Here is a 22,980-nt window from a genome sequence, read left to right as displayed (position 1 = left end):
TGCGACGGTGGAGAACCCGTCGATGGCATTGAGGGCATTGACCAGCATGGCCTGACCGGGGCCGGCGGGGACCGGCGCGTTGAGCGTGCCGTCGAGCGATCCGCTGAAAAGCAGGTTCGTCGGAAAGGGTAGCCGGGGGTTTGCGGGGTCGGGATTGAACAGCGCCCTGCCGCCGGTCTGTAGCACAGAGCCGACACCCGAGTCGTCGTAACACCCGCCAAGCAGCACCAGAAAAAGCATTACGAACCTGCAGACTGTACGCATGCAGCGATCCCCTCCGGTCACCCCGCTAGACAGCCCCTGAAACCCATGACCGCGCGGTCAGTCCGTATACAGGGTGATACCCGCGTCCCGAGGCCCCATGTTCGGTCATCCGAATCCCGCCTGTTACCGAATAATAGCCGCTTCAGCCGATCCCGACGAATTCCGGGACCGGAGGACCGCCAGTATCCGGTCCGGGGACCGTCTATCTCACCGTTTCGGGCTCCTTGCCACGCTTTGCGGCTCCCGCCTCGCTCCCGGTAGAATGCGATCCGAACCGCCTCCTCGCATGGATAACGCCCCGATCCCCAATGCCGACACGACGTAACCCCGCGGCGACCGAAGTCGTGGACCGCGTATGACGACCGTTGTCGCCGTCATCCCGGCACGTCTGGACTCCTCACGCTTTCCCCGCAAGGTGCTGGCGGAGGTGGCGGGCAAGCCCCTGATCGAGTGGGTCTACGAACACACCTGCCAGGCGCGCCGCATCGACCGGGTAATCATTGCGACGGATTCACGGGAAGTGGAGACCGCCTGCAGGAAATTCACCGATGACGTGCACCTGTCAACGCAGGTGCACGCCTGCGGTTCGGACCGTGTTGCCGAGGCCGCCCGCGAGATCGATTGCGACATCGTCGCGAACGTGCAGGCGGACCAGCCGCTGATGGATCCGCGACTGCTGGACGACCTGACGGGGCTATTCGCCGATCCCGGTGTGGAGATCGCCACCGCAGTCACCCCGATCCACGGCATGGCCCACTTCCTGGATCCCAATATCGTCAAGGTGGTCCGCGGTGAAGGCGACGACGCACTCTATTTCTCTCGAGCCCCCATCCCCTGGCACCGGGACTCGCCGCCCTCGCCGATCTCGCCATTCCCGCAAGGGTTCAAGGCCTGGGAACACGTGGGGGTGTATTTCTTCCGCAAGCCCGCGCTCGAGGCCTTCGCCTCGGTCTCGCCGACCCCCCTCGAACGCACGGAAAGCCTGGAACAGCTCAGGGCACTGGAGGCAGGCCAAAGGATCCGCGTCCTCGAGTGGGACTACGGGGGGTTCGAGATCGATACCCCGGCGGACCTCGAGCGTCTGCGTGAGGTCATGGAATCCCGGCACGGGAACCGAGCGGCCGCGACGGTGCCCCCGCGGGCGCAATCGTCTCCTACTTCCCCCGCGCCATCCGGTCGGCGGCGTAAATCTTGAAGTACTTGTAGAACGTCGTTACGAAGCAGCTGTTCGCGATCGCCACGCCCCGCCAGCCATCGAGAAATCCGAGCTGAACGACATAGCTCTTGAACAGGCTCCACGAGGCCCGTAACAGGATCATCGGGAGCGGCAGAACACGCTGCGGATGATTGCGCGCATACAGATCGGTATACAGGTCGATCTTTTCGAGGACGTGCCGCTGCTCACGTACGGAATCGTGACGGACCGGGTTTCGCAATCGCACGACGCGTGTCCCGGATGTCAGGACGACACCCTCGTGCACCTCCTTGTCGCTGAACCGGTGAACGGAACGATTGAAGACCCGTACCACCCAGTCGTTGCCCCAGCCGCCATGTCTCACTGGCTTGCCGAGATAGGTGTTCCGCCTTTCGATCTCCGCAACCTCACTTGGATCGGCCCCGGCAACCCATGTCCCGATCTCCGAGACGAACTCGGGAGAGGCCACCTCGTCGGCATCGAGGGAGAGCACCCAGTCGCTGTTCGCTGCATCCACGGCGCGGTTCTTGGTCGGGCCGAACCCCTCGAAGGGTCCCGTCACCCACCTGACGTTCGCGTACCCGCGGGCGATCTCTCCCGTCGCGTCCCGGCTGCCGTTGTCGTAGACGACCACCTCGTCAAACGCGGTCACGCTGCCCAGCGTTTCCGCGAGGGTGTCGGCGGCATCGCGGGTTATGATCACAACCGAGAGTCCCCTCATGTTGGCACCGGCATCGCGTTCATGCCGCACCGAGATAACGGGTCGAGATCTCCGCGGACGCGCCCTGGACGTCCACGGCGGCCATGTCTTCCTCCCCCGCACCGGGGGGCGGACAGAATGCCATGCGACGTGCCTCTCGGTTCAGCGTCTGCCAGCGCAGCGCGGTTGCCGAGCGCCTGCGCGGATAGAAGGCCGCGGTCGGCACGTCCAGCGCACCTGCCACGTGCAGTGGACCCGTCGAACCGCTGATGAAGACATCCGCGCACGCGATGAACCGGGCGTAGGCCGCGATACCGTCGCGGGAAACGTACACGCGACTCGCCGAGGGCCCGATACGCGCGCCGACCGCTTCCGCGGTCTCGCGTTCGCCCGGCCCGGCACAGACCACAACCGTATGACCTGAACGCGAACGAAGGCCGAGCGCGAGTTCCGCATATTGCCGAGGCGTCAGGTTCCGGGCAGACCCCCCGTGCCCGGGATGAATCATGACCAGCCGGTGTTCCGCAGGGATGGACTCCCCCGCCATGAACCGCGCACGCAGCGTGGATGTCGCCTGCGGTGCGAAACGCAGATACGGCGGCCCCGGTTGCGCTCCTGCTTCGACCGACAACTTGCCGAGGGCAAAGCGCATCAGATCGACGTTGTATTCGTACTCGGGCTTTTCGGACCTCGAGCGCCGTTGCCGCAACCTGTGGTTGTAGAAGTACTGGAAGATCTGGGTGGCAGGCGCAACACGATTCGGGATACGGGCAAGCCAGGCCGCGGCGCCGACCCGTGCGGTCGAGTAGATGGCCACGAGCGCGTCGAATCCACCTCGCGAGAATTCCTTTGCCAAGCTGCGCGTACCGGCTGTCTCGCCGGGGTCGATCAGCACCCGGTCGATACTCGGGCACAGCTCGGCCATCTCCCGCGTGTATTCCGGAGCCAGGGCCGAGATGACCGCATCCGGGGCCGAACTGCGCGCCAGGGCGAACGCCGGCCAGGCAAGCATGAAATCCCCGAGCCGGTCGTTGCGAACCAGGAGCAATTTCATGCGCCCTGGATCCTTTGCGTCGATTTCATTCGCCCGCAGGACGTCGCGCCACGCTCGACGCCATCAGGGTGGGCAGGAGGATGGCGAACAGGGACATGAGTGGGGAACGCACCGTCCAGGTCTCGGTCAACCCGAACAGGGCGAAGGCCGAGATCAGCACCACGCCGGCCCAGGCTTGCGGCGAGCCACCGGCCCCCACTGCCCCTGGGCTCCCCAGAAAGAAACGTAAGGGCAGAACGATCAACCCGAACAGCATCGCAACGAAACCGATCAATCCGGTGGTGGCGAGATAGTGGAAATAGATACTGTGGGCGTGGTCGAAATCAAGTATGAAACCGGTTCCCTCGTCCTCGCGAGCGCGTTTTACATGAGACTTGAAATCGCCCGCCCCAGATCCGAGCAGCGGATGGTCCTTCCATACTTGAATTGCGAGATCCCATAACTCAATACGGTTCCCGATCGAGTTGTTTTCGAGCGTACCCTCGGTCCAAAGCCTGAAGTTAGTCTGGGTTTGCTCATACTTTTGTTTGAGACTGGGCCATGCAACAACAATGAGCGCCACGGACAGTAGCAACACGATCGATGCCATGGTTGGGGAAAACCGTTTCCCACGATCTCGCGCAAACGCGTATGCAACAACCGGAAGACACAGCACTAGAGTAACCCAGGCGCCCCGCGTCCCTGAGAGGATCACGGCATAAAGCGTTGCGGGTAACGAGATCAACAACGATGCATGCCACGCACTCCTTCGCGCTGTCACGATCCAGACAATCTGTACGAGCACGACGAGGACTGCAATGTCGCCAAACACAATGGGGTGATAGGGCCCTTGTGCTCGCGGCAGCTTTAGCATCTCAACGTCATACCAAGCAGATATCGCCATGAGCGGACCCGCTAATAGGCAGCCGGCGATCAGAAAAGGCCAGAGATCGCGTCGAAACCCTCGAACCATCAGGTACACTGGGACAATGAGGAGAAATCGGGCGTACCGCTCGTACGTCTTGACGAATGAATCCAGATCATCGGCGTTAACTAGGCTGAGCAGCGGCGCGAGAAATAGTGCGAGCAAGCCAACGAGAACAACACGCTCGGCACGTTCCAAATCGTGCCACCGGGAGGGCAACGAGACCAGCACCCCGAGGGAGTACGCAGCGAGCACCATAAAGAGCGTGCTTCCACCATGATCGACGACCGGGGTGAGTGTCGGCGCGAGAAAGACTACGCCGCCCGCAAGCATGAACCCGATCTGAGAATACAGGCCGGCATCGCGCACCAAGATCCAATTCCACCACGTTGAAGGCTTCCTTGAACCTGGATTCACGCTTCCCGGTTCAGCCATTCCATGTATCTCCCGACACCCTGCTCGACACTCAGGAATTCACTCGTGTAACCGGCCTCGCGCAGGGCGTTCATGTCCGCCTCGGTAAAGCTCTGATAGCGACCTTTCAGGTGATCGGGAAAGGGAATGTAGCGGATCTCGCCGCGCCCGTGCCAGTCGATCACGGCATTGGCGACGTCGTTGAAGGGCTGGGCGCGGCCGGTCCCGAGGTTGAAGATACCGCTGACGCCCGGGTGATCGAGCAGCCAGAGCTTGACGGCCACCGTATCGCCGACATAGACGAAATCCCTGCGCTGCTCGCCGTCGGCGTAACCGTCGCTGCCCTCGAACAGGCGTACGGTGTCGCCCTCCTTCAACTGGTTGTTCAGGTGAAAGGCCACACTGGCCATGCCGCCCTTGTGCTGCTCTCTGGGACCGTAGACGTTGAAATACCGCAGACCGACGATCTGGTTGCGTGCAGCGGCCAGGTGCCGGCGCACATAGTTGTCGAACTGGAACTTGGAGTAGGCGTAGACATTCAGCGGTCGCTCGTTTTCCCGGGCCTCTCGGAACACCGGACCCATACCGTAGACCGACGCGGACGAGGCGTAGATGTACGGGACACCCGCATCCATCGTCGCGTGCAGCAGGGTGCGGGAAAATTCGTAATTGTTCTCCATCATGTAGCGGCCGTTCCACTCCGTGGTCGTGGAACAGGCGCCGAGATGAATCACGGCTCGAACGCCGTTCGCGAGGCCCGAGGTTCTCGCTTCCTCGATCCAGCGGTCCTTGTCGCGATAGTCCGCGATCTCGCAATCGGCGAGGTTCCTGAACTTGGTCCCGTCCTCCAGATCGTCGATGACCAGGATGTCGTTGACGCCCGAATCGTTGAAGCCCTTGACGAGGTTACTGCCGATAAAACCCGCACCACCGGTGACGACGATCATGTTTCTCCTCCGTTCTTGCGGATCTGATCGATGACGGACGTGGTGGAGCACCCGTCGACGAAGGGCAGGATGCGGGTGATCTCCGCGCACTCGTGTCCCGCCACCTCCTCGATCCGGTAGTCCCCGCCCTTGACGAGACAGTCCGGCGCCACCTCGCAGATCAGCCTGCGGGGCGTATCCTCGGAAAACGGCACCACCCAGTCGACCGGCGACAGGCCCGCCAGCACCTCCATGCGCTGATCGAGAGGGTTCACGGGTCTCGTCTCGCCCTTGAGCCTGCGCACCGAAGCGTCGTCGTTGACCGCGACGATGAGCCGGTCGCCCAGGCTGGCGGCCTGACGCAGGTAACGCACGTGCCCCGCGTGCAGGATGTCGAAGACTCCGTTGGTCATGACGATGGTTTCTCCGGCCGCGCGCGCCCGCTCGACGGCCTCGACCAGCTTCGCCTGGTCCATCACACCCCAGGAGATTTCCTCGTGCCGGTCACAGGCCGCCTGCAGCTCCGCGGCGGTCAGGGTCGCGGTGCCTAGTTTTCCGACCACGACCCCGGCCGCGACGTTCGCCATTCGCATCGCGACCTTCATGTCCAGCCCGAGCGCCAGCCCGGCCGCCATGACGGCGATGACCGTGTCTCCGGCGCCTGTCACGTCGAAAACCTCGCGCGCCTGGGTGGGCAGGTGAACCGGCTCTTTTCCGGGCGTCAGCAGCGTCATGCCCTCCTCTCCCCGGGTGATCAGCAACCCGCCCAGCTCCCGGGACTCGATCAGTGAAAGACCTTTCTCGACCAGTTCTTCCGGCGTCCGGCATTCTCCCACCACAGACTCGAACTCCTTGCGGTTCGGCGTGATCAGGGTGGCGCCACGGTAGTGCGAGAAATCATCCTGCTTCGGGTCCACCAGGATCGGAAGACCCGCGTCCCGGGCCGCCGCGATAAACGGCTGCGGCTGCGCGAGGACCCCCTTGCCGTAGTCCGACAGGACCAGGGCGCCGGCGCCGGGGCACCGCGGACGCAGGCCTTTCAGTACGAGATCGGGGTTGAGGTCGTGAAAGCCCTGCTCGAAATCCAGACGGATGAGCTGCTGGTGAAGGCTGATCACCCGCAATTTGGTGACCGTGGGAAAGGCTGCCTCCTGATGGAAGCGACAGCGGACCGAGGCGGACTCCAGGTGACGACGCAACGATTCGGCCGGCTCGTCCGACCCGGTGATGCCAAACAACTCGGCCTTTGCGCCGAGCGCTGCGATATTCAGCGCGACATTGCCCGCCCCGCCGGGACGCTCTTCGATCTCCCGAACGTGGACCACCGGTACCGGGGCCTCGGGGGAGATCCGGGAAGTGACGCCGTGCCAGTAACGGTCCAGCATGACATCTCCGACCACCAGGACGCGCCCGGCGCTGAAATCAGGGATGATCATGCCTCGTCACCGGATCGCAAACTCTCTGTCGGTCGGGTTTCCGTCACGCCGGGGTCGGGTCCCCGGCTTGGCTCAGGCGTCATTCAGGACGAACTCCGTGCTGCAATAGGGGCAGATGTATCGCCCGTCGCGGCTGTCCTCGATCGGCAGATATACCGCCGGATGGGAATTCCACAGGCTCATTTCGGGCAATGGGCAGCGTAGCGGCAGCTCGGCACGCGTGATCTCTCTCACGGGTCTGTCGTTGGGCGTACTGTACTGGTCCTGATGCTCGGCAGTGTGCGGATTTGGCATGGAGTTTCGGTCCTTGATGCAGCCCTTTGGGATGTGCGAATTCTATCCGAATTCTTTACGGGACACCGCCGGTTCAGCGTTCACGATACCTACCGTCGTCTCAGTCCACGGGGGTCAACCAGTCGACATGGGACCCGACCCGGCCGTGTACGACGTCGAAATACCGCGTCTGCAGCTGCTCGGTCACCGGGCCGCGGACACCGGCACCGATCGCGCGGTTGTCCAACTCGCGGATCGGCGTCACCTCCGCCGCGGTACCGGTGAAGAAGGCCTCGTCGGCGATATACACCTCGTCACGCGAGATACGCTTCTCGCGAACGGGTATGCCGAATTCTCCGGCAAGGGTGAGCACCGTACGGCGCGTGATGCCGTCCAGTGCGGAAGTGGTGTCCGGCGTATAGATCGTGCCATCGCTGACGATGAAGATGTTCTCGCCGCTGCCTTCGGCGACGTAACCCTCGGTGTCGAGCAGCATGGCCTCGTCGTAACCGTCGTGCAGGGCCTCCTGCAGCGCCATCATCGAGTTCATGTAGTTGCCGATGGCCTTGGCCTTGCACATCGTGACGTTGACGTGGTGGCGCGTAAAGGACGAGGTCTTGATACGGATCCCGCGCTCCATGTTCTCCTTGCCGAGATACGCTCCCCACTCCCAGGCGGCGACGGTGCAGTGCACCTTCAGGTTGTCGGCCCGCAAACCCATTCCCTGGGAACCGTAGAAGCAGATCGGCCGGATATATGCCGACTCCAGACCGTTCTCCCTGACCACTTGGATCTGGGCCCGGTCCAGTTCCTCGCGCCCGAAGGGAAGCTTCATCCCCAGGATGTGCGCCGAATTGAACAACCGCCGGGTATGGTCCTGTAGCCGGAAGATGGCCGTACCCTGTTCGGCCTGGTAGGCGCGCACCCCCTCGAACACCCCCATACCATAGTGCAGGGTGTGAGTCAGCACGTGCACCTTAGCCTCCCGCCAGGGCACCAGTTCACCGTCCAGCCAGATCACGCCGTCGCGATCGTGCATACTCATGAGTCACTCTCCTTTGCGGCGCCGTCGTCCCCGATGAGCGATTGCCACAGACCGCGAACCCGTTCCCTCTCCTGTCGATACGGTCGGGCGTCCACGATCGCGTCGCGATCCTGCAGGCTCTGGTGGTGTACCTTGTCGCGATAGAGGCGGAAGATGTCCTGCAGGTCGCGTGCGTCCCTATCCGGAAGCAGATGGCATTTCGACAGGCTGTCCAGGATGCGGATGTTGTCCGTCCACTGCGTCAGCTCGGCGCGTTCCGCCGCGTGGGCCAAAACCAGATATTGAACCATAAACTCGATGTCCGTGATACCGCCGGGGTCCCTCTTCAGATCGAACGACTCGTCGTCCCGGGTACCGTGCTCGCCCCACATGCGCCGCCGCATCGAGACGAGATCCAAGCGCAACCCCTCCGGGTCCCGCGCCTTTCGCAGCACCTGTTCGCGAATCCGGTTGAATACCCCGGCGATACCCCCATCCCCGGCCACCGGCCTGGCCCGCACGAGCGCCTGGTGCTCCCAGGTCCAGGCCCGATTCTCCTGATAGTCGGAGAAGGCGGACAGTCCGCTGACGAGCATGCCGGACGCGCCGCTGGGGCGAAGCCGCGCATCAACCTCGTACAACACCCCCGCCGGCGTCAATACCGTCAGCATGTTGATGACGCGCTGCCCCAGACGGGCAAAGTAGACCGTGTTGTCGAGCTGCCGGTCCCCGTCGGTCAGCTGTCGCTCCCCCTCGCTGTCGTGCAAGAATACGATATCCAGGTCAGACCCGTATCCCAGCTCGATGCCTCCCAGCTTGCCGTAGCCGATGACCGCAAATCCCGCGACACGCCGTTGTCCACCGACGACACAGGTCGGTTGGCCGTAGCGAATCTCCAGTTCCCGGCGGCACAGGGAGACCGCCTTTTCCAGTATCACCTCGGCGATCCAGGTCAACTGGTCGCTCACCCGCATCAGTGGCAGCATCTCCATCACGTCCGCCGCCGCCACCTTGAGCACCTCGGCATGCTTGAAATGGCGCAGCCGGTCGAGCGCCTGTTCCCGATCCCCAACGTCGATCTGGCCGAGTTCCTCCCCCAGCCTTACCACGAGACCTTCCCGGTCCGGTGGGCTGTAGAGCGCGCGGGGGTCCAGCAACTCGTCCAGCAGGATCGGGTGGCGCGAGAGATATTCCGAGATCCAGGGGCTGGCGTCGCTGAGCGTCACCAGTTGTGACAGGGCCACCGGGTTCTCCACGAGCAGGGCCACGTAGACCGAACGGCGCGCGATACCCTCGATCAGCGGGACCAGCCGTTTCAGCACCCGATCGGGGCGGACAGCGCGCCCCGTGGCCTCGAGCAGCAGCGGCACCAGCCCATCGAGACGTTGCCTCGCGATTTCGCTGCTGACGCGATAGACCTGGCTCTCGCGCAACTGGCGCAGCAGATTCACCGCGGCCTCCGGCTCGGCGAATCCGATACGGGACAACAGATTCTGTGCCTCTCCCCCTTCCAGACCACCACACCACAACGCCCTCAGGCGGCTCGCGTCATCGCCCCTGCCGTCCCCTGTGGCCGATCCGTTCTGCGGTGCGGCGAATATCTGCTCGAACTGCGCCTGTACGTTGCGTCGGTGGTGCTGCCAGTCCGTATGGAAGTCCCCCCAGCTTGGGTATCCCATTGACCAGGCGAGCCGTGCTCGCGCGGCCGGCTCTTCCGGCACCAGGTGGGTCTGTCGGTCGGCGACCATCTGCAGGCGGTTCTCCATCCGCCGCAGGAACTCGTACGCCGCCAGTAGCCGGTCGACGGCATCGTCGGGCAACAAACTCCGTTGCCCGAGCCGTCGCAGCACCGTGGTGATGCCGCGTTCACGTAACGCTGGGTCGCGGCCACCGCGAAGCAATTGAAACACCTGCCCGATGAACTCGATCTCGCGAATCCCCCCCGGCCCCAGTTTGACGTTGTTCTCCAATCCCTTGTAACGCATCTCGTCGTCGATCAGCGCCTTCATCTTTCGCAGCGACTCGAATGCCCCGAAGTCCAGGTATCGACGGTACACGAACGGGGTCAGGCGCCGCAGCAGATCACAGCCCGCATCGGCATCACCCGCGACGATGTCCGCCTTGACCAGGGCGTAGCGTTCCCAGTCGCGGCCATGGTGCTGGTAGTACGCCTCCATGGCGTCGAACGCGGCCGCCAGCGCGCCCGCCTCGCCGAAGGGTCGCAGGCGCATGTCCACCCGGTAGACGAATCCGTCCACAGTGGTCTCGTTGAGCACCTTGATCAGGCGCCGGCCGAGCCGCAGGAAGAACTCGCTGTTGTCGAGCGACTTTCCGCCGTCGGTCTCCCCGACCTCCGGGTAAGCGAAGATCAGATCGATATCGGAGGAGAAATTCAGTTCCCTGCCGCCCAGCTTGCCCATACCGAGGACCACCAGCCCTTGGGCCTCACCGGCCGCGTCCCTCGGCACACCGTAACGTTCGCATAGCGCCTCATGACACCAGTCCAGAGCGGCGCCAAGACAGCCACGCGCCAGGGCGGAAAGGTCGTCGAGGGTCTCGGCGAGGCCCGCTGTTCCGGTCAGATCACGCCAGGCGATGCGCACCATTTCCCTGCGACGCAAGCGACGCAGGGCGGTCATCAGCTCCTCCTGCGTCGCGGGTTCACCCACCCAAGCCCGCACCCGGCGTTCTATCTCACCTTGCACACACTGCCGGTCGAGCTCGCCACTTCGCCAGAGCGAGCGCGCCGCTTCGGGTTCGCGGCCGAAAAAGTCGGCCACGAACGTGCTGCAGCCGCAGGCGAGGCGCAACGCCTCGGGCGGTACGGACGGGGATTCTTCACGGACCCATGCCATGCCCTGTATGAGCCGCGTGACATCCGAGGCGAGGAGATCCGGCGTGGGAAGGTCCAGAATGGGGCCGGGAACGGAATCGAAGCGGGTCATCGGAAATAAGGGTGTCGGCGCGGAAGCAGTGCGAACCGGAAAGGTTCGTGCGCCGGATCATAACATCCCCCGTCGCGGAGTCATGTGGCGTCGCAATCCGGTGGAGTTCCGCATCCCGCATCCGCGCGGCGCACGACCCGCACCCGGGGGCGCTTGGAGGATACCCCGTGCAGCCTGCCGAATCAGGCCAGGCATCGGCACTATTTTACCTGGGAAAACACGAGTCATGACCTCGGTATCGGCATCGGTGTCGTCCCGATCGCTTCCCTCAGTGAAGACCCGGCCCAGGTGCTCAGTGCCGCGGACGCGGCCTGTTGCGTCGCCAAGGACAGCGGACGAAACCGCATACACGTTCATGAACCCGGCGACGGCAGGCTGGTCAAAAGAACGGGCGAGATGCGGCTCGCCGGCAGGATCGGCCAGGCGCTTCATTCAGATCATCGAGGGTCTTGGCTGACGCTTTGCGCTGGACGATTTCGGCAGCGGCCTGTCGTCATTCGGATACCTCATGGACCTGGATGTCGACGACATCAAGATCGATGGACGGTTGGTACGCGACATCGACAGGGACCCGGTTCACCGCGCACTGACCGAATCGATCCACCCTATCGCCGGGGTGATGGGCAGGAAGACGATCGCCGAGTTCGTGGAATCGTCGGCCGTGCTGGCCTCCCTGCAGGATATCGGTGTGCACTACGGACAGGGTTACCATCTGGGTAGGCCTTGCGAAATCTCCGCCGTGACACCGGAGGCCAGTGATCTCGCCACCGGTTAAAACGCCGCTACACGCCACGATGAACCGCACCGTGTCACCGAAAACCGAGAAGCGTGGACTGCGACAACGGGGCTATGCCGCCCGGCGCATGGCGAACCATCCGAAAACGAGTCGGATCGCCTGCGATAACCTGCTCGGGACCCCCGAGTACCGCGCCGCGAACACGGTAATGTGGTACCTGAATGCCCGCACCGAGCTGCAAACGCGGCAGACCATCTCCCGAGAACTCGGATCGAACCGAACGATCGTCATCCCCTGGGTGTCGGCAAACGACCTCCGCCTTTGGCGCCTGGCAGGGTTCGACGAATTGGAGGCCGGTGCGTTCGGTATCCTCGAACCGCGGGTCCGGCTGCGCGAGGACCCGACGCACCACGTGGAACCTGCCGAGCTTGATCTTGTCGTCGTTCCCGGTGTCGGTTTCGATGCCCTAGGTCACCGGATCGGCAACGGTCACGGATACTACGATCGGTTTCTCGCGCGCGTCGGCGCCTCCACGGTCCTGATCGGGTTGTGCTTCGAAGCGCAGCGCTTCGAACGCGTTCCACACGAACCGCACGACCGGGCGGTCGACAAGCTCGTGACCGAAGCCGGCGTCTGGTCCGGCGGTACCCTCAAATCGCCGGTTGACGCTCCCCGTGGCTGACACCGGGGGATTCCCGCGCATCGGCAGCGCGATGCCCGCTCCGGCTACAACTACCTGGCCAGATAGAGTCGATCGTCGAAGGTGACGACCCAGGTCGGACGATAGGCCGCGAAGATCGCCATCAACATTCCATTTATCATGGACTCGGCAAAGAAGATCATCGGGGTATAGGGCAGAAATCCGTAGGCGACCGCGTCCGCGGTGTGCGTCCCGGCGAGGATCATGATACCCGCCGACGCCAGCACAACCGCCACGGCGCCGAGCCCCGCGGCCAGGAAGGCGTTGACGAATACATAGATGAAGTAGTTGTGCGGGAGTCGATGCTGCGCGAGCTTCAACATGGCACCGGTGATCAGGATGGGGATGCCGCCGGTGACCAATGCGTTGAGCGGTACCAGCGACCACTCACCGTCCGCGTTCCATGTCGTACCCGCGACGACGATCAGTACGCCGACGAACGCCAGCGGCCCGCGGAACATCAACGCGAGCGTGGTCACACCGAGGATCTGGAAATTGAGCCCGGGCAACACACCGGCCCGCATCGTCCACAACAGCAGCATGGAAACGCACGCGCCGAGGAACACGTTCAGTTGCTCGCCGTCACCCAGGCGACGCCAGGGCGCGAGATACAGGGTGCCCGCCACGACGGGCGCGAACACGACGAGCGACGCCCATTGAAACCCTGCGGGAACGATACTGTCCGAGAGTAACATCGAACATGCGGAGATAGCTTGCGAAACTCAAGGAGGGCCTGTCATTGTACCGCCTCTTGAAGGCGGCACGGTAATCTCGCCCTCGGGTCCCGGTGATTCCGGCCAAACCGGTCGCAAGCCGTTCGCTAGACACGCGGCCGACCGCATATCACCACCGATGCCCACAGGAACCCCTCGGATGAACTCACCACCACCTCTGATGGAGATGATCAACGCCCTGATCGCAGCGCCCTCGATCAGCAGTGTGTCGCCCCGATTCGACATGGGGAACCTCGAGGTATCGCATCTGCTGGCCGCCTGGCTCGAGGACCTCGGATTCCGGACACAGGTCATACCGGTCACCGGTCACCGCGACAAGGCCAACGTGGTCGCTACCCTGGGATCCGGCGATAGAGGCCTGGTGCTGTCCGGACACAGCGATACGGTCCCCTACGACGAGGGCCGTTGGCGATTCGACCCGTTCAAGGCAACCGTCTCAGCGGGACGAATTTACGGTCTCGGGACCTCGGACATGAAGGCTTTCCTGGCGCTCGCGGTGGAATCGGCCCGCGAACTTCGCGCCGGATCACTGAAACGCCCCCTCACCATCCTCGCCACCGCGGACGAGGAGAGCACCATGGACGGTGCATTGCAATTGACGCCCGGTCAGATTCCCGCGGGAGGTCAGTGCCTGATCGGGGAACCGACCGGCCTGGTCCCGGTGCGTCAGCACAAGGGTATCTTCATGGAGTCGATCCAGCTTCAGGGACGCTCGGGACACTCGAGCGATCCGCGCTACGGCAACAGCGCGCTGGAAGGCATGGTCCAGGTGATGGACTGGCTGATGGACTACCGCAGGCAACTCGGAGAACAATACTGCAACACCGCCTTCGACGTCCCGGTTCCCACCCTGAACCTGGGACACATCCACGGTGGTGACAACCCGAACCGGATCTGTGGAGCCTGCGAGCTATACCTGGATCTGCGCCCGCTCCCCGGAATGGAAATCGAATCACTCCGGAAAACGATCAGGGAGAACGCGCGGGAGATCGCGGAATCCCGGGGACTCGAAGCGACATTCGAGGCCCTGTTCGCTGGGGTACCCGCCATGGAAACACCCGCCGGGGCGCAAATCGTGCGTCTGGCAGAGGAGGTCACGGGCACCCCCAGTGCTGCGGTCGCCTTCTGCACCGAGGGGCCGTACTTCAACCGCATGGGGATGCAGACCGTTGTCCTGGGGCCGGGTGACATCGCGCAGGCACATCAACCCGACGAGTTCCTCTCGCTGGACCGTATCGAGCCCACGCTCGGGATTCTCGAGCGTCTCATCAGACGGCTGTGCATGGAATAGCGACGGGCCTGACCTGACCACCCGCAGACGCAACCGGGGTCTAGCATGAACCGGCCCCTGACAAGCAGGCCGCAGCGGTGCATTCTGGAACGCCTTCGACAAGGTCAATCGGTGCGGTTTGGATCGGTTCCTGCGTGTGTCAGGTTTCCCGGACGGCCTCTGCGACATCGCCGGGCGCCAATAAAAAGGGGCCGTGTCTCCACGGCCCCAAGGCAGAAGCAAGACTGAGGATAGCCTGCTTGCGGGAACTGATTCGGATGCCTGACGCACCCGTACCGGATTCTGTCGACCACCCCAGCAAATCTGTGGTGTAATTGAAACAGGTGTCAGATATGTCACACCTTAGAGACTATATACAACAAGTTTGAGAAAATTGTTGAAAATTTTACCGATTGGCGTGATCGCTCATGCCGAAACAGTTTCAACATATTCTTGATCTATCGCAAAAATGCTACAAATTGGCGAATCCAGCTCGATCATCCCGGCAGGCGGGTCGACGACAGCCGGTCCTCGCGATCGCTACATCGGGACCCTGCCATGTTCGATATAGATGGATTTCGCGGAGCGGCGCCGTACATCAACGCGCACCGTGGACACACCTTCGTCGTGGCATTCGGGGGCGAGGCCGTCTCGGACCCTGGGTTTCCCGCCCTGGTTCACGATATCGCCCTGCTCCATACGCTCGGGGTCAGGCTGGTTCTGGTCCACGGGGCCAGGCCCCAGATCGAGGCCCGGCTGGAAGGCATGCGCGTCGCGAGCCGTTATCATGCCGGATTGAGGGTCACGGACGAGACCGCGCTGGGGGCGGTCAAGGAGGCCGTCGGCTGCGTGCGCGTCGAGATCGAGGCGCTGCTGTCGGTCGGTCTGGTCAACACCCCCATGTCCGGCATGCGTCTGCGTGTGGCCTCCGGCAATTTCGTCACTGCCCGCCCGCTCGGGGTGCGCGATGGCGTGGACTACAAGTACACCGGCGAGGTCCGGCGCGTCGACGCAGAGGCGCTGCAGTCACAACTGGACATGGGCAACATCGTGCTGCTTCCGGCGCTTGGCTATTCTCCCACGGGCGAGACATTCAACATCAGCGCCCTGGACGTCGCGACCATGACCGCGGCCTCGCTGCGGACCGACAAACTGATCTTCCTCATGGAGGAGGCGCTTCGCGACGGACGCAGGCGTCCGCTGCGTCAGATGTCACTACCCGAGCTGGAGACGATTCTGCAGGGCCGCCGTAAACTGGACCCGCCCTTTCGTGCCCACCTCGAAGCGGCTGTCAATGCCTGCCTGGCTGGTGTGCGCCGTGTCCATCTGCTGGAGCGTCGCGTCGACGGCGCCCTGCTGAAGGAGGTCTACACCCGTGACGGCGCGGGCACACTGATCACCGCGGAGACCTACGAGGGTTACCGTCTCGCGACCATCCGGGACGTCGGCGGCATCCTGGAACTGATTGCCCCGCTGGAACAGCGCGGCGTCCTGGTACGCCGCTCCCGCGAACAACTCGAACTGGAGATCGACCGATTCAGTGTCATCGAGCGCGACGGAATGATCATCGGCTGCGCCGCCCTTTTCGCATTTGCAGACGAAGGCATGGGAGAACTCGCCTGCCTCGCGGTGCACCCCGAGTATCAAAACGGCGGCCGGGGAGACCTCCTGCTCAATCAGATTGCGGACCGCGCCAAGAAACTCGGTCTCGAGCGCATCTTCGTCCTGACCACGCAGACGACCCACTGGTTCCAGGAACGCGGCTTCGTCCGAGGCGATATGGACTCCCTGCCGATGGGCAAGCAGCAGCTCTACAACTACCAGCGCAAGTCCAAGGTGTTCTACAAGCCATTGCAGGAATCAGAATGAGTCCCCGGAGGACAGCAACGCCTGCTTTGGGGAAAGCCGAAATGACTGCGATCGACCACCCCCGCCTTCGGGCATGGTTAAAAGACCATGCAACCATCGTCGATTGCGCGATCGAGTCGGTATCCGGCGACGCCAGTTTCCGCCGGTACTTCCGTGTGCGGACCGGGGACCGTGACTACATCCTGATGGACGCGCCCCCGGATCGGGAGGACAGCGCCCCCTTCGTCGATGTCACGCACCGGCTGGCGAACGCCGGTTTGAATGTCCCCGCGATCCTGAAAGCTGACCTGCAGGCCGGTCTCCTGCTGCTCGACGATCTCGGGGACGATCTCTACCTGAATCATCTGCATGACGATAACGCCGGAGCGCTATACGGCTATGCTCTGGCGGCCCTCGAGCGGATACAGGCCGCGGACCCTGCCGGTCTGCCGGACTATGACCGCGGCCTGCTGATCCGTGAAATGATACTGTTCCGCGACTGGTTTCTCGAACGGCATCTCGGCATTGCCCCGAACCCGGAAATGGACGCCGTGCTGATGCGCACATTCGAGACGCTGGTCGGGGTCGCACTCGAGCAACCCCGCGTCTTCGTGCACCGGGACTACCATGCCCGAAACCTGATGCTGACGCCGCACGACCCGCCCGGGATCCTGGACTATCAGGATGCAGTCTGCGGTCCGGTCACCTATGACCTCGTCTCACTGCTGAAGGACAGCTACATCGCCTGGCCGCGGGAACGGCAGATCGCCTGGGTGCTGGCCTATCGCGACCGGATCGTGAAGGAGGGGATCATCGATCCCGCCGACGACACGACCTTCCTGCGCTGGTACGACCTTACCGGTGTGCAGCGTCAGCTGAAGGTATGCGGGATCTTCGCTCGTCTGAACTACCGCGATGGAAAGCCCGGCTACCTGCGCGATATTCCCTTGACCTACCGGAATCTCGTCGACGCCGCCGGGCGCTATCCGGAAACCGGCGAGTTGACCCGAATGCTTGCTGCTCTGCAGATCGATCCCGGGGCGCCGGGTCTACGGGCGTCGTGAACGCGATGATCCTGGCCGCCGGACGCGGCGAGCGCATTCGACCCCTGACGGACCACATCCCGAAGCCCCTCCTCGCCGCGGGCGGCCGACCCCTGATCGAGTATCACCTCGAGTCGCTTCGGCGCGGGGGATTCAGCCGGGTGGTGATCAACCTGGCGCATCTCGGCGGCCGGATCCGCTCTGCACTGGGCGACGGGTCCCGCTGGGGGCTGACGCTTAGCTATTCGCAGGAACCCGAGGGCGCACTCGATACCGGTGGCGGGATCCGCAAGGCGCTGCCATTGCTGGGCGACGCCCCCTTTCTCGTCGTCAACGGGGACATCTGGACCGACATCCCGCTGATCCCGCGAGCCCCGCGCGATGACGCACTGGCGCACCTCGTCCTGGTCGACAACCCGGCGCACCACGCGCGAGGGGACTTCGTCCTGCATGGCGATCGGGTACTGACCTGCGGAGAACCCCGGTACACGTTCAGCGGCATCGGTTACTACCGCCCGGAACTGTTTGCCGATACCCCCGCGAAACCATTTCCGCTGGCGCCCTTGCTGCGCGAGGTCATCGCCGCGGGTCGGGTGAGCGGAGAACACTACTCGGGCAAGTGGATCGACGTCGGCACACGCCAGCGCCTGTCGGAGGTCGATCGCCTGGTTTCGGAGCGTAACTGAACGCAGTGCCACGGCGGGACATGTCGACAGGATTCCGGATAGAATCGACGGCAGGGAGACACACGGCTGCTACATGAACAGGACCAATCCTGTCGCTCTGCGGCCGACGTACGGTCCAGGCCGCAGGCGACGCGTATCCGAGACGGGACGCGGGTCTTCCCATCCACCCGACATCCTGACGGGCTGTCAACACAGGCGACCTGACACGACATCGTGGGACAGGAAATCGAGACACACCGGTTCGGCAAGCGCGATTTCGAGGCGTTTTCCGACCGACTGACGCGTGAAACCCGGATGCTGAGGGAACTCGCCGATGGCGGGCGGCTGTCCAGCCGCGCACCTGTGGCCGGTTTCGAGCTCGAGGCGTGGCTGCTCGGGCCCGACCTGGCGCCGGCACCGCTGAACCAGGCGTTTCTCGAGCACCTGGGCGAACCCGCGGTCTCGGCCGAACTCGCCCTGTTCAATATCGAACTGAACAACGAGCCGGTCGAGCTCACCGGCGGCGCATTGGGCAGACTCGAGGCCGAGATCGAGGCGATCTGTCGTCAGGCGCAGGACACGGCGAAGAAGATCGGTGCACGTCTGGTCATCATCGGGATCCTGCCCACGCTGGCACCGAAACACCTGTCGGTGAGGTACATGACCCCGATGAAGCGCTATCGGGCGCTGAACGAACAGGTGCTGCGGCTGCGAGAGGGCCGGCCGCTTCGATTGAAAATCGTCGGTCGCGAACACCTGGCCGGTGAACACGGGAACGTCATGCTGGAATCCGCCGCCACCTCGTTCCAGATACACATGCAGGTTCCCGCCGAGGCGGCGCACCAGTACTACAACGCGTCGATCATCGCCTCGGCGCCGCTGATCGCGTGCGGGGCCAATTCTCCTTACCTCTTCGGGAAGGACCTCTGGGACGAGACCCGCATCCCACTGTTCGAGCAGGCCGTGGAAACGGGCGGTTTCGAGGGGGTGGCGCGCGGGCCGCTTCGCCGGGTCAGTTTCGGCAACGGCTACGTGCGGGAGTCGATTGTCGAGTGCTTCGAGCGGAACCTGCGTCACTATCCGGTGCTGCTGCCGATGCAATTCGAGACCCCCGAAGCGAGATTCTCCCACCTTCGTCTGCACAACGGCACCATCTGGAGATGGAACCGACCGCTGGTCGGGTTCGATGACGACGGCAACCCGCACGTACGCATTGAGCAGCGCGTCCTGCCCGGAAACCCGAGTGTGTCGGACGCCATCGCGAACGCGGCATTGTTCTACGGCCTCGCGGTCTCGCTTTGCATGCCTCCCGACGAACTGGCGGATCGCCTGGCATTCGCCTGCGCGAAGGACAATTTCTACCAGGCCGCCCGGTTCGGTCTTGACGCCCGGATCGACTGGCTCGACGGCAAGCGCGTCGGCGTGCGCAACCTGCTCGAGGAGAAACTGATCCCGCTCGCATACGAAGGGCTGGACCGGCTCGGTATCGACGGGACTGACGCGAGGCGGTACCTCGGCATCGTCGCCGGGCGGGTCCGGCTCGGCCGCAACGGCTGTGTGTGGCAGCGCGAATTCACAGAGCGCCATGGCAGGGACATGCATAAACTCCTCAGCGGCTACCTCGAGCGGCAGTCCGAAGGCGCCCCGGTGCACGAATGGACATCCTGACCGGCATGCGCCTGGCCGGGCGGCATATCGCCCAGGACTTCGTTGACGGACGATCGCCGTGCTGACGATACTCGACCATTTGCCAACGCCAGTGCTCGAAACACAGGCGCGGGACCTGCACAAGATCTTCTCCGGCCCGACCCTCGTCCACCTGGAGGGAAGGGCTCCCAGACCGCTGTTCCTCTCCACGCTCCTGCACGGCAACGAGCCGGTCGGTCTGCAGGCCGTCCAGAAGGTGCTGAAGAAATATCTCGAGGCTGATCTCCCCCGCGCGGTGTCGATCTTCTTCGGCAATGTGTTTGCCGCGCGCGAGGGCTTGCGCCGCCTCGACCAGCAGTCCGACTACAACCGGATCTGGCCCGGCGGTGACGACTCGGACCAGCCCGAGGCGCGCATGATGCAGCAGATCGTCGACATCATGGCCGATCGCGACATCTTCGCCAGCATCGACATGCACAACAACACCGGCCTGAACCCCCACTACGCCTGCGTCAACGATCTCGGCGACCCCTTCCTGCAGCTCGCCTCGCTGTTCGGCCGCACCGTGGTGTACTTTCTGCAGCCCCGCGGTGTGCAGTCAATGGCATTCGCCCGGCTGTGCCCCGCCGTGACACTGGAGTGCGGAAAACCCGGCGACGCCTTCGGGGTCGAACACGCAGCCGAATTCGTCGACGCCTGCCTGCACCTTTCGGCGATCCCGGCGCATCCAGTGGCGGCCAACGACATCGAGCTGTTCCACACCGTGGCTCGGGTGCGGATCCGTGACGGCGTCTCGTTCGGCTTCCACGGTGAGGAGACGGACATCACCTTCGACAGCAATCTCGACCGCCTGAATTTCAGAGAGTTACCCGCGGGCACCCGCTTCGGCAGTATCGCAGACGGGATGGAGCACGCCATTCTGGTCACGGGCGATGACGGTGACGATCTTATGGACCGGTTCTTCCACGTAGAAGACGGCATCCTGATCCTGAACCGCGTGGCGATGCCGTCGATGCTCACCCTGGACGAACAGGTGGTGCGCCAGGACTGCCTTTGCTACCTCATGGAACGGCTTCCCGCGGGAAGGTGAACGCCCCACCGCGGGCGACCGACTAACCGCCGAAAGATTCCGTTGTATAGCGGTACGCCCGGAGCGTCTCGGACCAGTAGTCTGCGGGCAGACCCGCCTTCAACTTCAGATGCGCAAGGAAGCTCTCGCCGTCGGGCAGGGAATCCCAGACACTGGGCAGGAAGGTCCCCCGGCGTGCACCTTCGCGGAGCACCACACCGTCGATCGAGGGACGCAACTGCGAGACCAGGTCCACCTCGTCGCGGAATTCCATCTCCACTGGCGGACTGAGGACCGATATCGACAGGGAAAGGTCGTCGAACTCGTTCGCCGCCAGCGGTGGAAACCGGGGATCCGAGAACGCCGCAGCGCAGGCATTCTCACACACGTCCGTCACCAGCGCGCGGGTCGCCTCCAGAGACCCGATGCACCCCCGCAGCTCACCATGGCGATGCAGGGTCACGAAGCTCGCCCTCGGTGCCCGCAGTTCTGGCTCGTAGTCTTCCGGCCGGACCCTGAGGCGCTCACCGCTGCGTAGTTTTCGGAGGATCGATTCGCGGGCGACTCCGAGCAGGCGTTCCTTCGCCGCGGCAGACAGTTCACTCGAAGACATAGGCCCCGTATCCCACGACCCGGTCCCGGGGGCCGGCGGTGTCACCCGAGTTTCTCTGGTCGACGGTCCTGCAATGCAGGCCGTGACTGCGTGCGGCCATCAGCAACCCACGCACCGGCAACGCCCCGCAGGCCTGGTCGAAGCCAATGTCCTGCTCGCGCAAGGCCTCGATCGCGGAACTCGTTCGCGTATCGATGGCCTTCGCCTGCGAATAGGGTAAATAGTGGCTCAGGTCGGAACTGATCACGATGAGGGTTTCGTCGCCACCCCACAGGCGCTCCAGAACCTCGTCCACCTCGGCCGGCCGGGCCTGTCCAACGACCAGCGGCACGAGGCTGAACTCGTCAAGCACCGTCTGCAGAAACGGGAGCTGGACCTCGAGACAGTGCTCCTGCGCGTGTGGCGCGTCGGACCGCTGAACCCATGGGATGTCGGCCAACGATTCGATCGCTGCGCTGTCAAGGGGGATGCGTCCCAGGGGTGTTCTGAAATACCGCGCCGTCGGTACGGCGATGCCGTTGAACCCGACGCGGTGCGACGGGCCCGCCATCACGACCCGCCGGATGGACCCGGACCTAGCGGCCAGCGCCGCATACACCCTGGCCGCCACCTCGCCCGAATAGATATAGCCGGCATGCGGCGCGATGATGGCCTTGGCCGCGTTCGGCTCCCCGCCCGCCTGTTCCAGCAGCCGGTCGACCGTGCGTTGCAGGCCCAACGCATCACCAGGATAGAACATACCTGCCACGGCAGGCTCTCTCGTGGTTTCCATAACGACACCTCACTCAAAAACCGTCTCGCGCTCCGCACCGGCGGGAACCGGCCACGCGCGACGCGATTCCGCCACTCCTGCCAACGATTATAGGGTGCGTCGGCGCACTCCCGCTCGGGGCCGGTCGCACCCGGGTCTAACCGATGATGTGATCCTGCAGATCATCCGGCGCTACCTGCTCCTCGCTGACCGACCAGCCCCGTACCGACACCCCCGCATCGTGAACGGATTCTCTGTCTCCGGATACCAGCGGATGCCAGTCCGGCAGATCTTCACCATCACGAATCAATCGATAGGCGCAGGTTTCGGGCAACCAGTCGAGCGAGTGGATCGTTGCCGGATCCAGCACCAGGCAGTCCGGCACCAGGCGATTCCGGTCACGGTATCGCGTGCACCGGCACCTACCCGAATCCAGCAGGGAGCAGACCACGTTGGTGTAGTGGATCTCACCGGTGTCCTCGTCCTCGAGCTTGTGCAGGCAGCAACGGGCGCAGCCGTCGCAGAGGGATTCCCACTGTTCGCGCGTCATTTGCTCCAGCGCCAGGGTCTTCCAGAAGGGTTTGGACAATTCGGCCACCATTCGAACATTATGGCGCAAGATTCTGCCTGCGCCTCACCGGCAGGAGACATTTTACCTCGCGCACCCGACGGCGAGGGAACTGCGCAGTACGGCCGCCGACCGAACTCCCGCAAGCACCGTCATACTCGGGGTATCCGGTTCACAGGATCACCTCATGGCGATATCCCC

The 22,980-nt window shown here is 63.7% G+C and carries 22 protein-coding genes; 9 read left to right on the top strand and 13 right to left on the bottom strand.

The window, feature by feature from the left end; all coding sequences use genetic code 11:
* Positions 1-264, bottom strand: a 264-nt coding sequence (locus LJE91_04185) for a hypothetical protein (protein MCG6867940.1), incomplete at its 3' end; no start/stop codon positions are given.
* 355 nt (positions 265-619) lie between these two features.
* Between LJE91_04185 and kdsB the strand changes: the two genes are divergently transcribed.
* A complete protein-coding gene (gene kdsB, locus LJE91_04180; protein ID MCG6867939.1) occupies positions 620-1,459 on the top strand; it encodes a 3-deoxy-manno-octulosonate cytidylyltransferase in 840 nt (279 codons plus the stop codon).
* On the opposite strand, the gene LJE91_04175 is transcribed toward kdsB, so the two are convergent.
* The 8 genes from LJE91_04175 to glnE all read right to left on the bottom strand — a co-directional run bounded on the left by LJE91_04175 (position 1,419) and on the right by glnE (position 11,135).
* The gene (locus tag LJE91_04175; protein ID MCG6867938.1) at positions 1,419-2,180 is read right to left on the bottom strand and encodes a glycosyltransferase family 2 protein; all 762 of its coding nucleotides are present in this window, start codon (positions 2,178-2,180) and stop codon (positions 1,419-1,421) included. The genes kdsB and LJE91_04175 overlap by 41 nt on opposite strands.
* 19 nt (positions 2,181-2,199) lie before the next feature.
* Positions 2,200-3,213 (bottom strand): glycosyltransferase family 9 protein, encoded by a 1,014-nt coding sequence (locus tag LJE91_04170; protein MCG6867937.1) that lies wholly within the window; start codon positions 3,211-3,213, stop codon positions 2,200-2,202.
* Between the two features lie 25 nt (positions 3,214-3,238).
* Entirely contained in the window at positions 3,239-4,552 is a 1,314-nt protein-coding gene (locus LJE91_04165) for an O-antigen ligase family protein (protein ID MCG6867936.1), read from the bottom strand.
* Positions 4,531-5,478, bottom strand: a complete 948-nt coding sequence (rfaD, locus tag LJE91_04160) for an ADP-glyceromanno-heptose 6-epimerase (GenBank protein MCG6867935.1) — start codon at positions 5,476-5,478, stop codon at positions 4,531-4,533. The genes LJE91_04165 and rfaD overlap by 22 nt, the downstream gene beginning before the upstream one ends.
* Positions 5,475-6,893, bottom strand: coding sequence for a bifunctional D-glycero-beta-D-manno-heptose-7-phosphate kinase/D-glycero-beta-D-manno-heptose 1-phosphate adenylyltransferase HldE (gene hldE, locus LJE91_04155; protein MCG6867934.1), 1,419 nt, complete (start codon positions 6,891-6,893; stop codon positions 5,475-5,477). Before hldE ends, rfaD begins: the two co-directional genes overlap by 4 nt.
* Positions 6,894-6,965: 72 nt before the next feature.
* A complete protein-coding gene (locus LJE91_04150; protein ID MCG6867933.1) occupies positions 6,966-7,187 on the bottom strand; it encodes a zinc-finger domain-containing protein in 222 nt (73 codons plus the stop codon).
* Between the two features lie 100 nt (positions 7,188-7,287).
* The gene (locus tag LJE91_04145; GenBank protein MCG6867932.1) at positions 7,288-8,211 is read right to left on the bottom strand and encodes a branched-chain amino acid transaminase; all 924 of its coding nucleotides are present in this window, start codon (positions 8,209-8,211) and stop codon (positions 7,288-7,290) included.
* Positions 8,208-11,135, bottom strand: a complete 2,928-nt coding sequence (gene glnE, locus LJE91_04140) for a bifunctional [glutamate--ammonia ligase]-adenylyl-L-tyrosine phosphorylase/[glutamate--ammonia-ligase] adenylyltransferase (protein MCG6867931.1) — start codon at positions 11,133-11,135, stop codon at positions 8,208-8,210. The genes LJE91_04145 and glnE overlap by 4 nt, the downstream gene beginning before the upstream one ends.
* Before the next feature lie 466 nt (positions 11,136-11,601).
* On the opposite strand from glnE, the gene LJE91_04135 reads away from it, so the two are divergent.
* Together LJE91_04135 and LJE91_04130 are read left to right on the top strand one after the other, a co-directional pair.
* Positions 11,602-11,910, top strand: a complete 309-nt coding sequence (locus LJE91_04135; GenBank protein MCG6867930.1) for an EAL domain-containing protein — start codon at positions 11,602-11,604, stop codon at positions 11,908-11,910.
* Between the two features lie 31 nt (positions 11,911-11,941).
* A complete protein-coding gene (locus LJE91_04130) occupies positions 11,942-12,553 on the top strand; it encodes a 5-formyltetrahydrofolate cyclo-ligase (protein MCG6867929.1) in 612 nt (203 codons plus the stop codon).
* A 50-nt stretch (positions 12,554-12,603) separates the two neighbouring features.
* On the opposite strand, the gene LJE91_04125 is transcribed toward LJE91_04130, so the two are convergent.
* Entirely contained in the window at positions 12,604-13,266 is a 663-nt protein-coding gene (locus LJE91_04125) for an energy-coupling factor ABC transporter permease (protein MCG6867928.1), read from the bottom strand.
* A gap of 178 nt (positions 13,267-13,444) precedes the next feature.
* Between LJE91_04125 and argE the strand changes: the two genes are divergently transcribed.
* From argE to LJE91_04095, 6 genes are all read left to right on the top strand, one after another.
* The gene (gene argE / locus LJE91_04120) at positions 13,445-14,596 is read left to right on the top strand and encodes an acetylornithine deacetylase (protein MCG6867927.1); all 1,152 of its coding nucleotides are present in this window, start codon (positions 13,445-13,447) and stop codon (positions 14,594-14,596) included.
* A gap of 537 nt (positions 14,597-15,133) precedes the next feature.
* Complete coding sequence (gene argA / locus LJE91_04115) at positions 15,134-16,444, top strand: amino-acid N-acetyltransferase (GenBank protein MCG6867926.1); 1,311 nt, start codon at positions 15,134-15,136, stop codon at positions 16,442-16,444.
* Positions 16,445-16,485: 41 nt separating this feature from the next.
* Positions 16,486-17,487: a phosphotransferase gene (locus tag LJE91_04110; GenBank protein MCG6867925.1), complete on the top strand. Its 1,002-nt coding sequence runs from the start codon at positions 16,486-16,488 to the stop codon at positions 17,485-17,487.
* A complete protein-coding gene (locus tag LJE91_04105) occupies positions 17,484-18,152 on the top strand; it encodes a nucleotidyltransferase family protein (GenBank protein ID MCG6867924.1) in 669 nt (222 codons plus the stop codon). The genes LJE91_04110 and LJE91_04105 overlap by 4 nt, the downstream gene beginning before the upstream one ends.
* Before the next feature lie 213 nt (positions 18,153-18,365).
* Positions 18,366-19,799, top strand: a complete 1,434-nt coding sequence (locus tag LJE91_04100) for a glutamate--cysteine ligase (protein ID MCG6867923.1) — start codon at positions 18,366-18,368, stop codon at positions 19,797-19,799.
* A gap of 58 nt (positions 19,800-19,857) precedes the next feature.
* Positions 19,858-20,868, top strand: a complete 1,011-nt coding sequence (locus LJE91_04095) for a M14 family metallopeptidase (GenBank protein ID MCG6867922.1) — start codon at positions 19,858-19,860, stop codon at positions 20,866-20,868.
* A gap of 22 nt (positions 20,869-20,890) precedes the next feature.
* Here the strand turns inward: LJE91_04095 and amrA are convergent, their stop codons facing one another.
* From amrA to LJE91_04080, 3 genes are all read right to left on the bottom strand, one after another.
* Positions 20,891-21,460 (bottom strand): AmmeMemoRadiSam system protein A, encoded by a 570-nt coding sequence (gene amrA, locus LJE91_04090; protein MCG6867921.1) that lies wholly within the window; start codon positions 21,458-21,460, stop codon positions 20,891-20,893.
* Positions 21,447-22,232, bottom strand: a complete 786-nt coding sequence (gene amrB / locus LJE91_04085; GenBank protein MCG6867920.1) for an AmmeMemoRadiSam system protein B — start codon at positions 22,230-22,232, stop codon at positions 21,447-21,449. The genes amrA and amrB overlap by 14 nt, the downstream gene beginning before the upstream one ends.
* Positions 22,233-22,368: 136 nt before the next feature.
* Complete coding sequence (locus LJE91_04080; GenBank protein MCG6867919.1) at positions 22,369-22,812, bottom strand: YcgN family cysteine cluster protein; 444 nt, start codon at positions 22,810-22,812, stop codon at positions 22,369-22,371.
* Between the last annotated feature and the right edge of the window lie 168 nt (positions 22,813-22,980).

The organism is Gammaproteobacteria bacterium, from assembly GCA_022340215.1.
Taxonomy (GTDB): Bacteria; Pseudomonadota; Gammaproteobacteria; order JAJDOJ01; family JAJDOJ01; genus JAJDOJ01.
Note: the sequence above shows the minus strand (reverse complement) of the source record. Positions and strands in the feature narration are given on the sequence as shown.

What these genes read in the sequence shown, in the direction of transcription:
- LJE91_04170 (MCG6867937.1), bottom strand. Translation starts at nt 3,213, where the DNA reads ATGAAATTGCTCCTGGTTCGCAACGACCGGCTCGGGGATTTCATGCTT.
- LJE91_04125 (MCG6867928.1), bottom strand. Translation starts at nt 13,266, where the DNA reads ATGTTACTCTCGGACAGTATCGTTCCCGCAGGGTTTCAATGGGCGTCG.
- argE (MCG6867927.1), top strand. Translation starts at nt 13,445, where the DNA reads ATGAACTCACCACCACCTCTGATGGAGATGATCAACGCCCTGATCGCA.
- amrA (MCG6867921.1), bottom strand. Translation starts at nt 21,460, where the DNA reads ATGTCTTCGAGTGAACTGTCTGCCGCGGCGAAGGAACGCCTGCTCGGA.
- kdsB (MCG6867939.1), top strand. Translation starts at nt 620, where the DNA reads ATGACGACCGTTGTCGCCGTCATCCCGGCACGTCTGGACTCCTCACGC.
- LJE91_04150 (MCG6867933.1), bottom strand. Translation starts at nt 7,187, where the DNA reads ATGCCAAATCCGCACACTGCCGAGCATCAGGACCAGTACAGTACGCCC.
- LJE91_04080 (MCG6867919.1), bottom strand. Translation starts at nt 22,812, where the DNA reads ATGGTGGCCGAATTGTCCAAACCCTTCTGGAAGACCCTGGCGCTGGAG.
- LJE91_04145 (MCG6867932.1), bottom strand. Translation starts at nt 8,211, where the DNA reads ATGAGTATGCACGATCGCGACGGCGTGATCTGGCTGGACGGTGAACTG.
- rfaD (MCG6867935.1), bottom strand. Translation starts at nt 5,478, where the DNA reads ATGATCGTCGTCACCGGTGGTGCGGGTTTTATCGGCAGTAACCTCGTC.
- hldE (MCG6867934.1), bottom strand. Translation starts at nt 6,893, where the DNA reads ATGATCATCCCTGATTTCAGCGCCGGGCGCGTCCTGGTGGTCGGAGAT.
- amrB (MCG6867920.1), bottom strand. Translation starts at nt 22,232, where the DNA reads ATGGAAACCACGAGAGAGCCTGCCGTGGCAGGTATGTTCTATCCTGGT.
- LJE91_04165 (MCG6867936.1), bottom strand. Translation starts at nt 4,552, where the DNA reads ATGGCTGAACCGGGAAGCGTGAATCCAGGTTCAAGGAAGCCTTCAACG.
- LJE91_04175 (MCG6867938.1), bottom strand. Translation starts at nt 2,180, where the DNA reads ATGAGGGGACTCTCGGTTGTGATCATAACCCGCGATGCCGCCGACACC.
- LJE91_04110 (MCG6867925.1), top strand. Translation starts at nt 16,486, where the DNA reads ATGACTGCGATCGACCACCCCCGCCTTCGGGCATGGTTAAAAGACCAT.
- argA (MCG6867926.1), top strand. Translation starts at nt 15,134, where the DNA reads ATGTTCGATATAGATGGATTTCGCGGAGCGGCGCCGTACATCAACGCG.
- glnE (MCG6867931.1), bottom strand. Translation starts at nt 11,135, where the DNA reads ATGACCCGCTTCGATTCCGTTCCCGGCCCCATTCTGGACCTTCCCACG.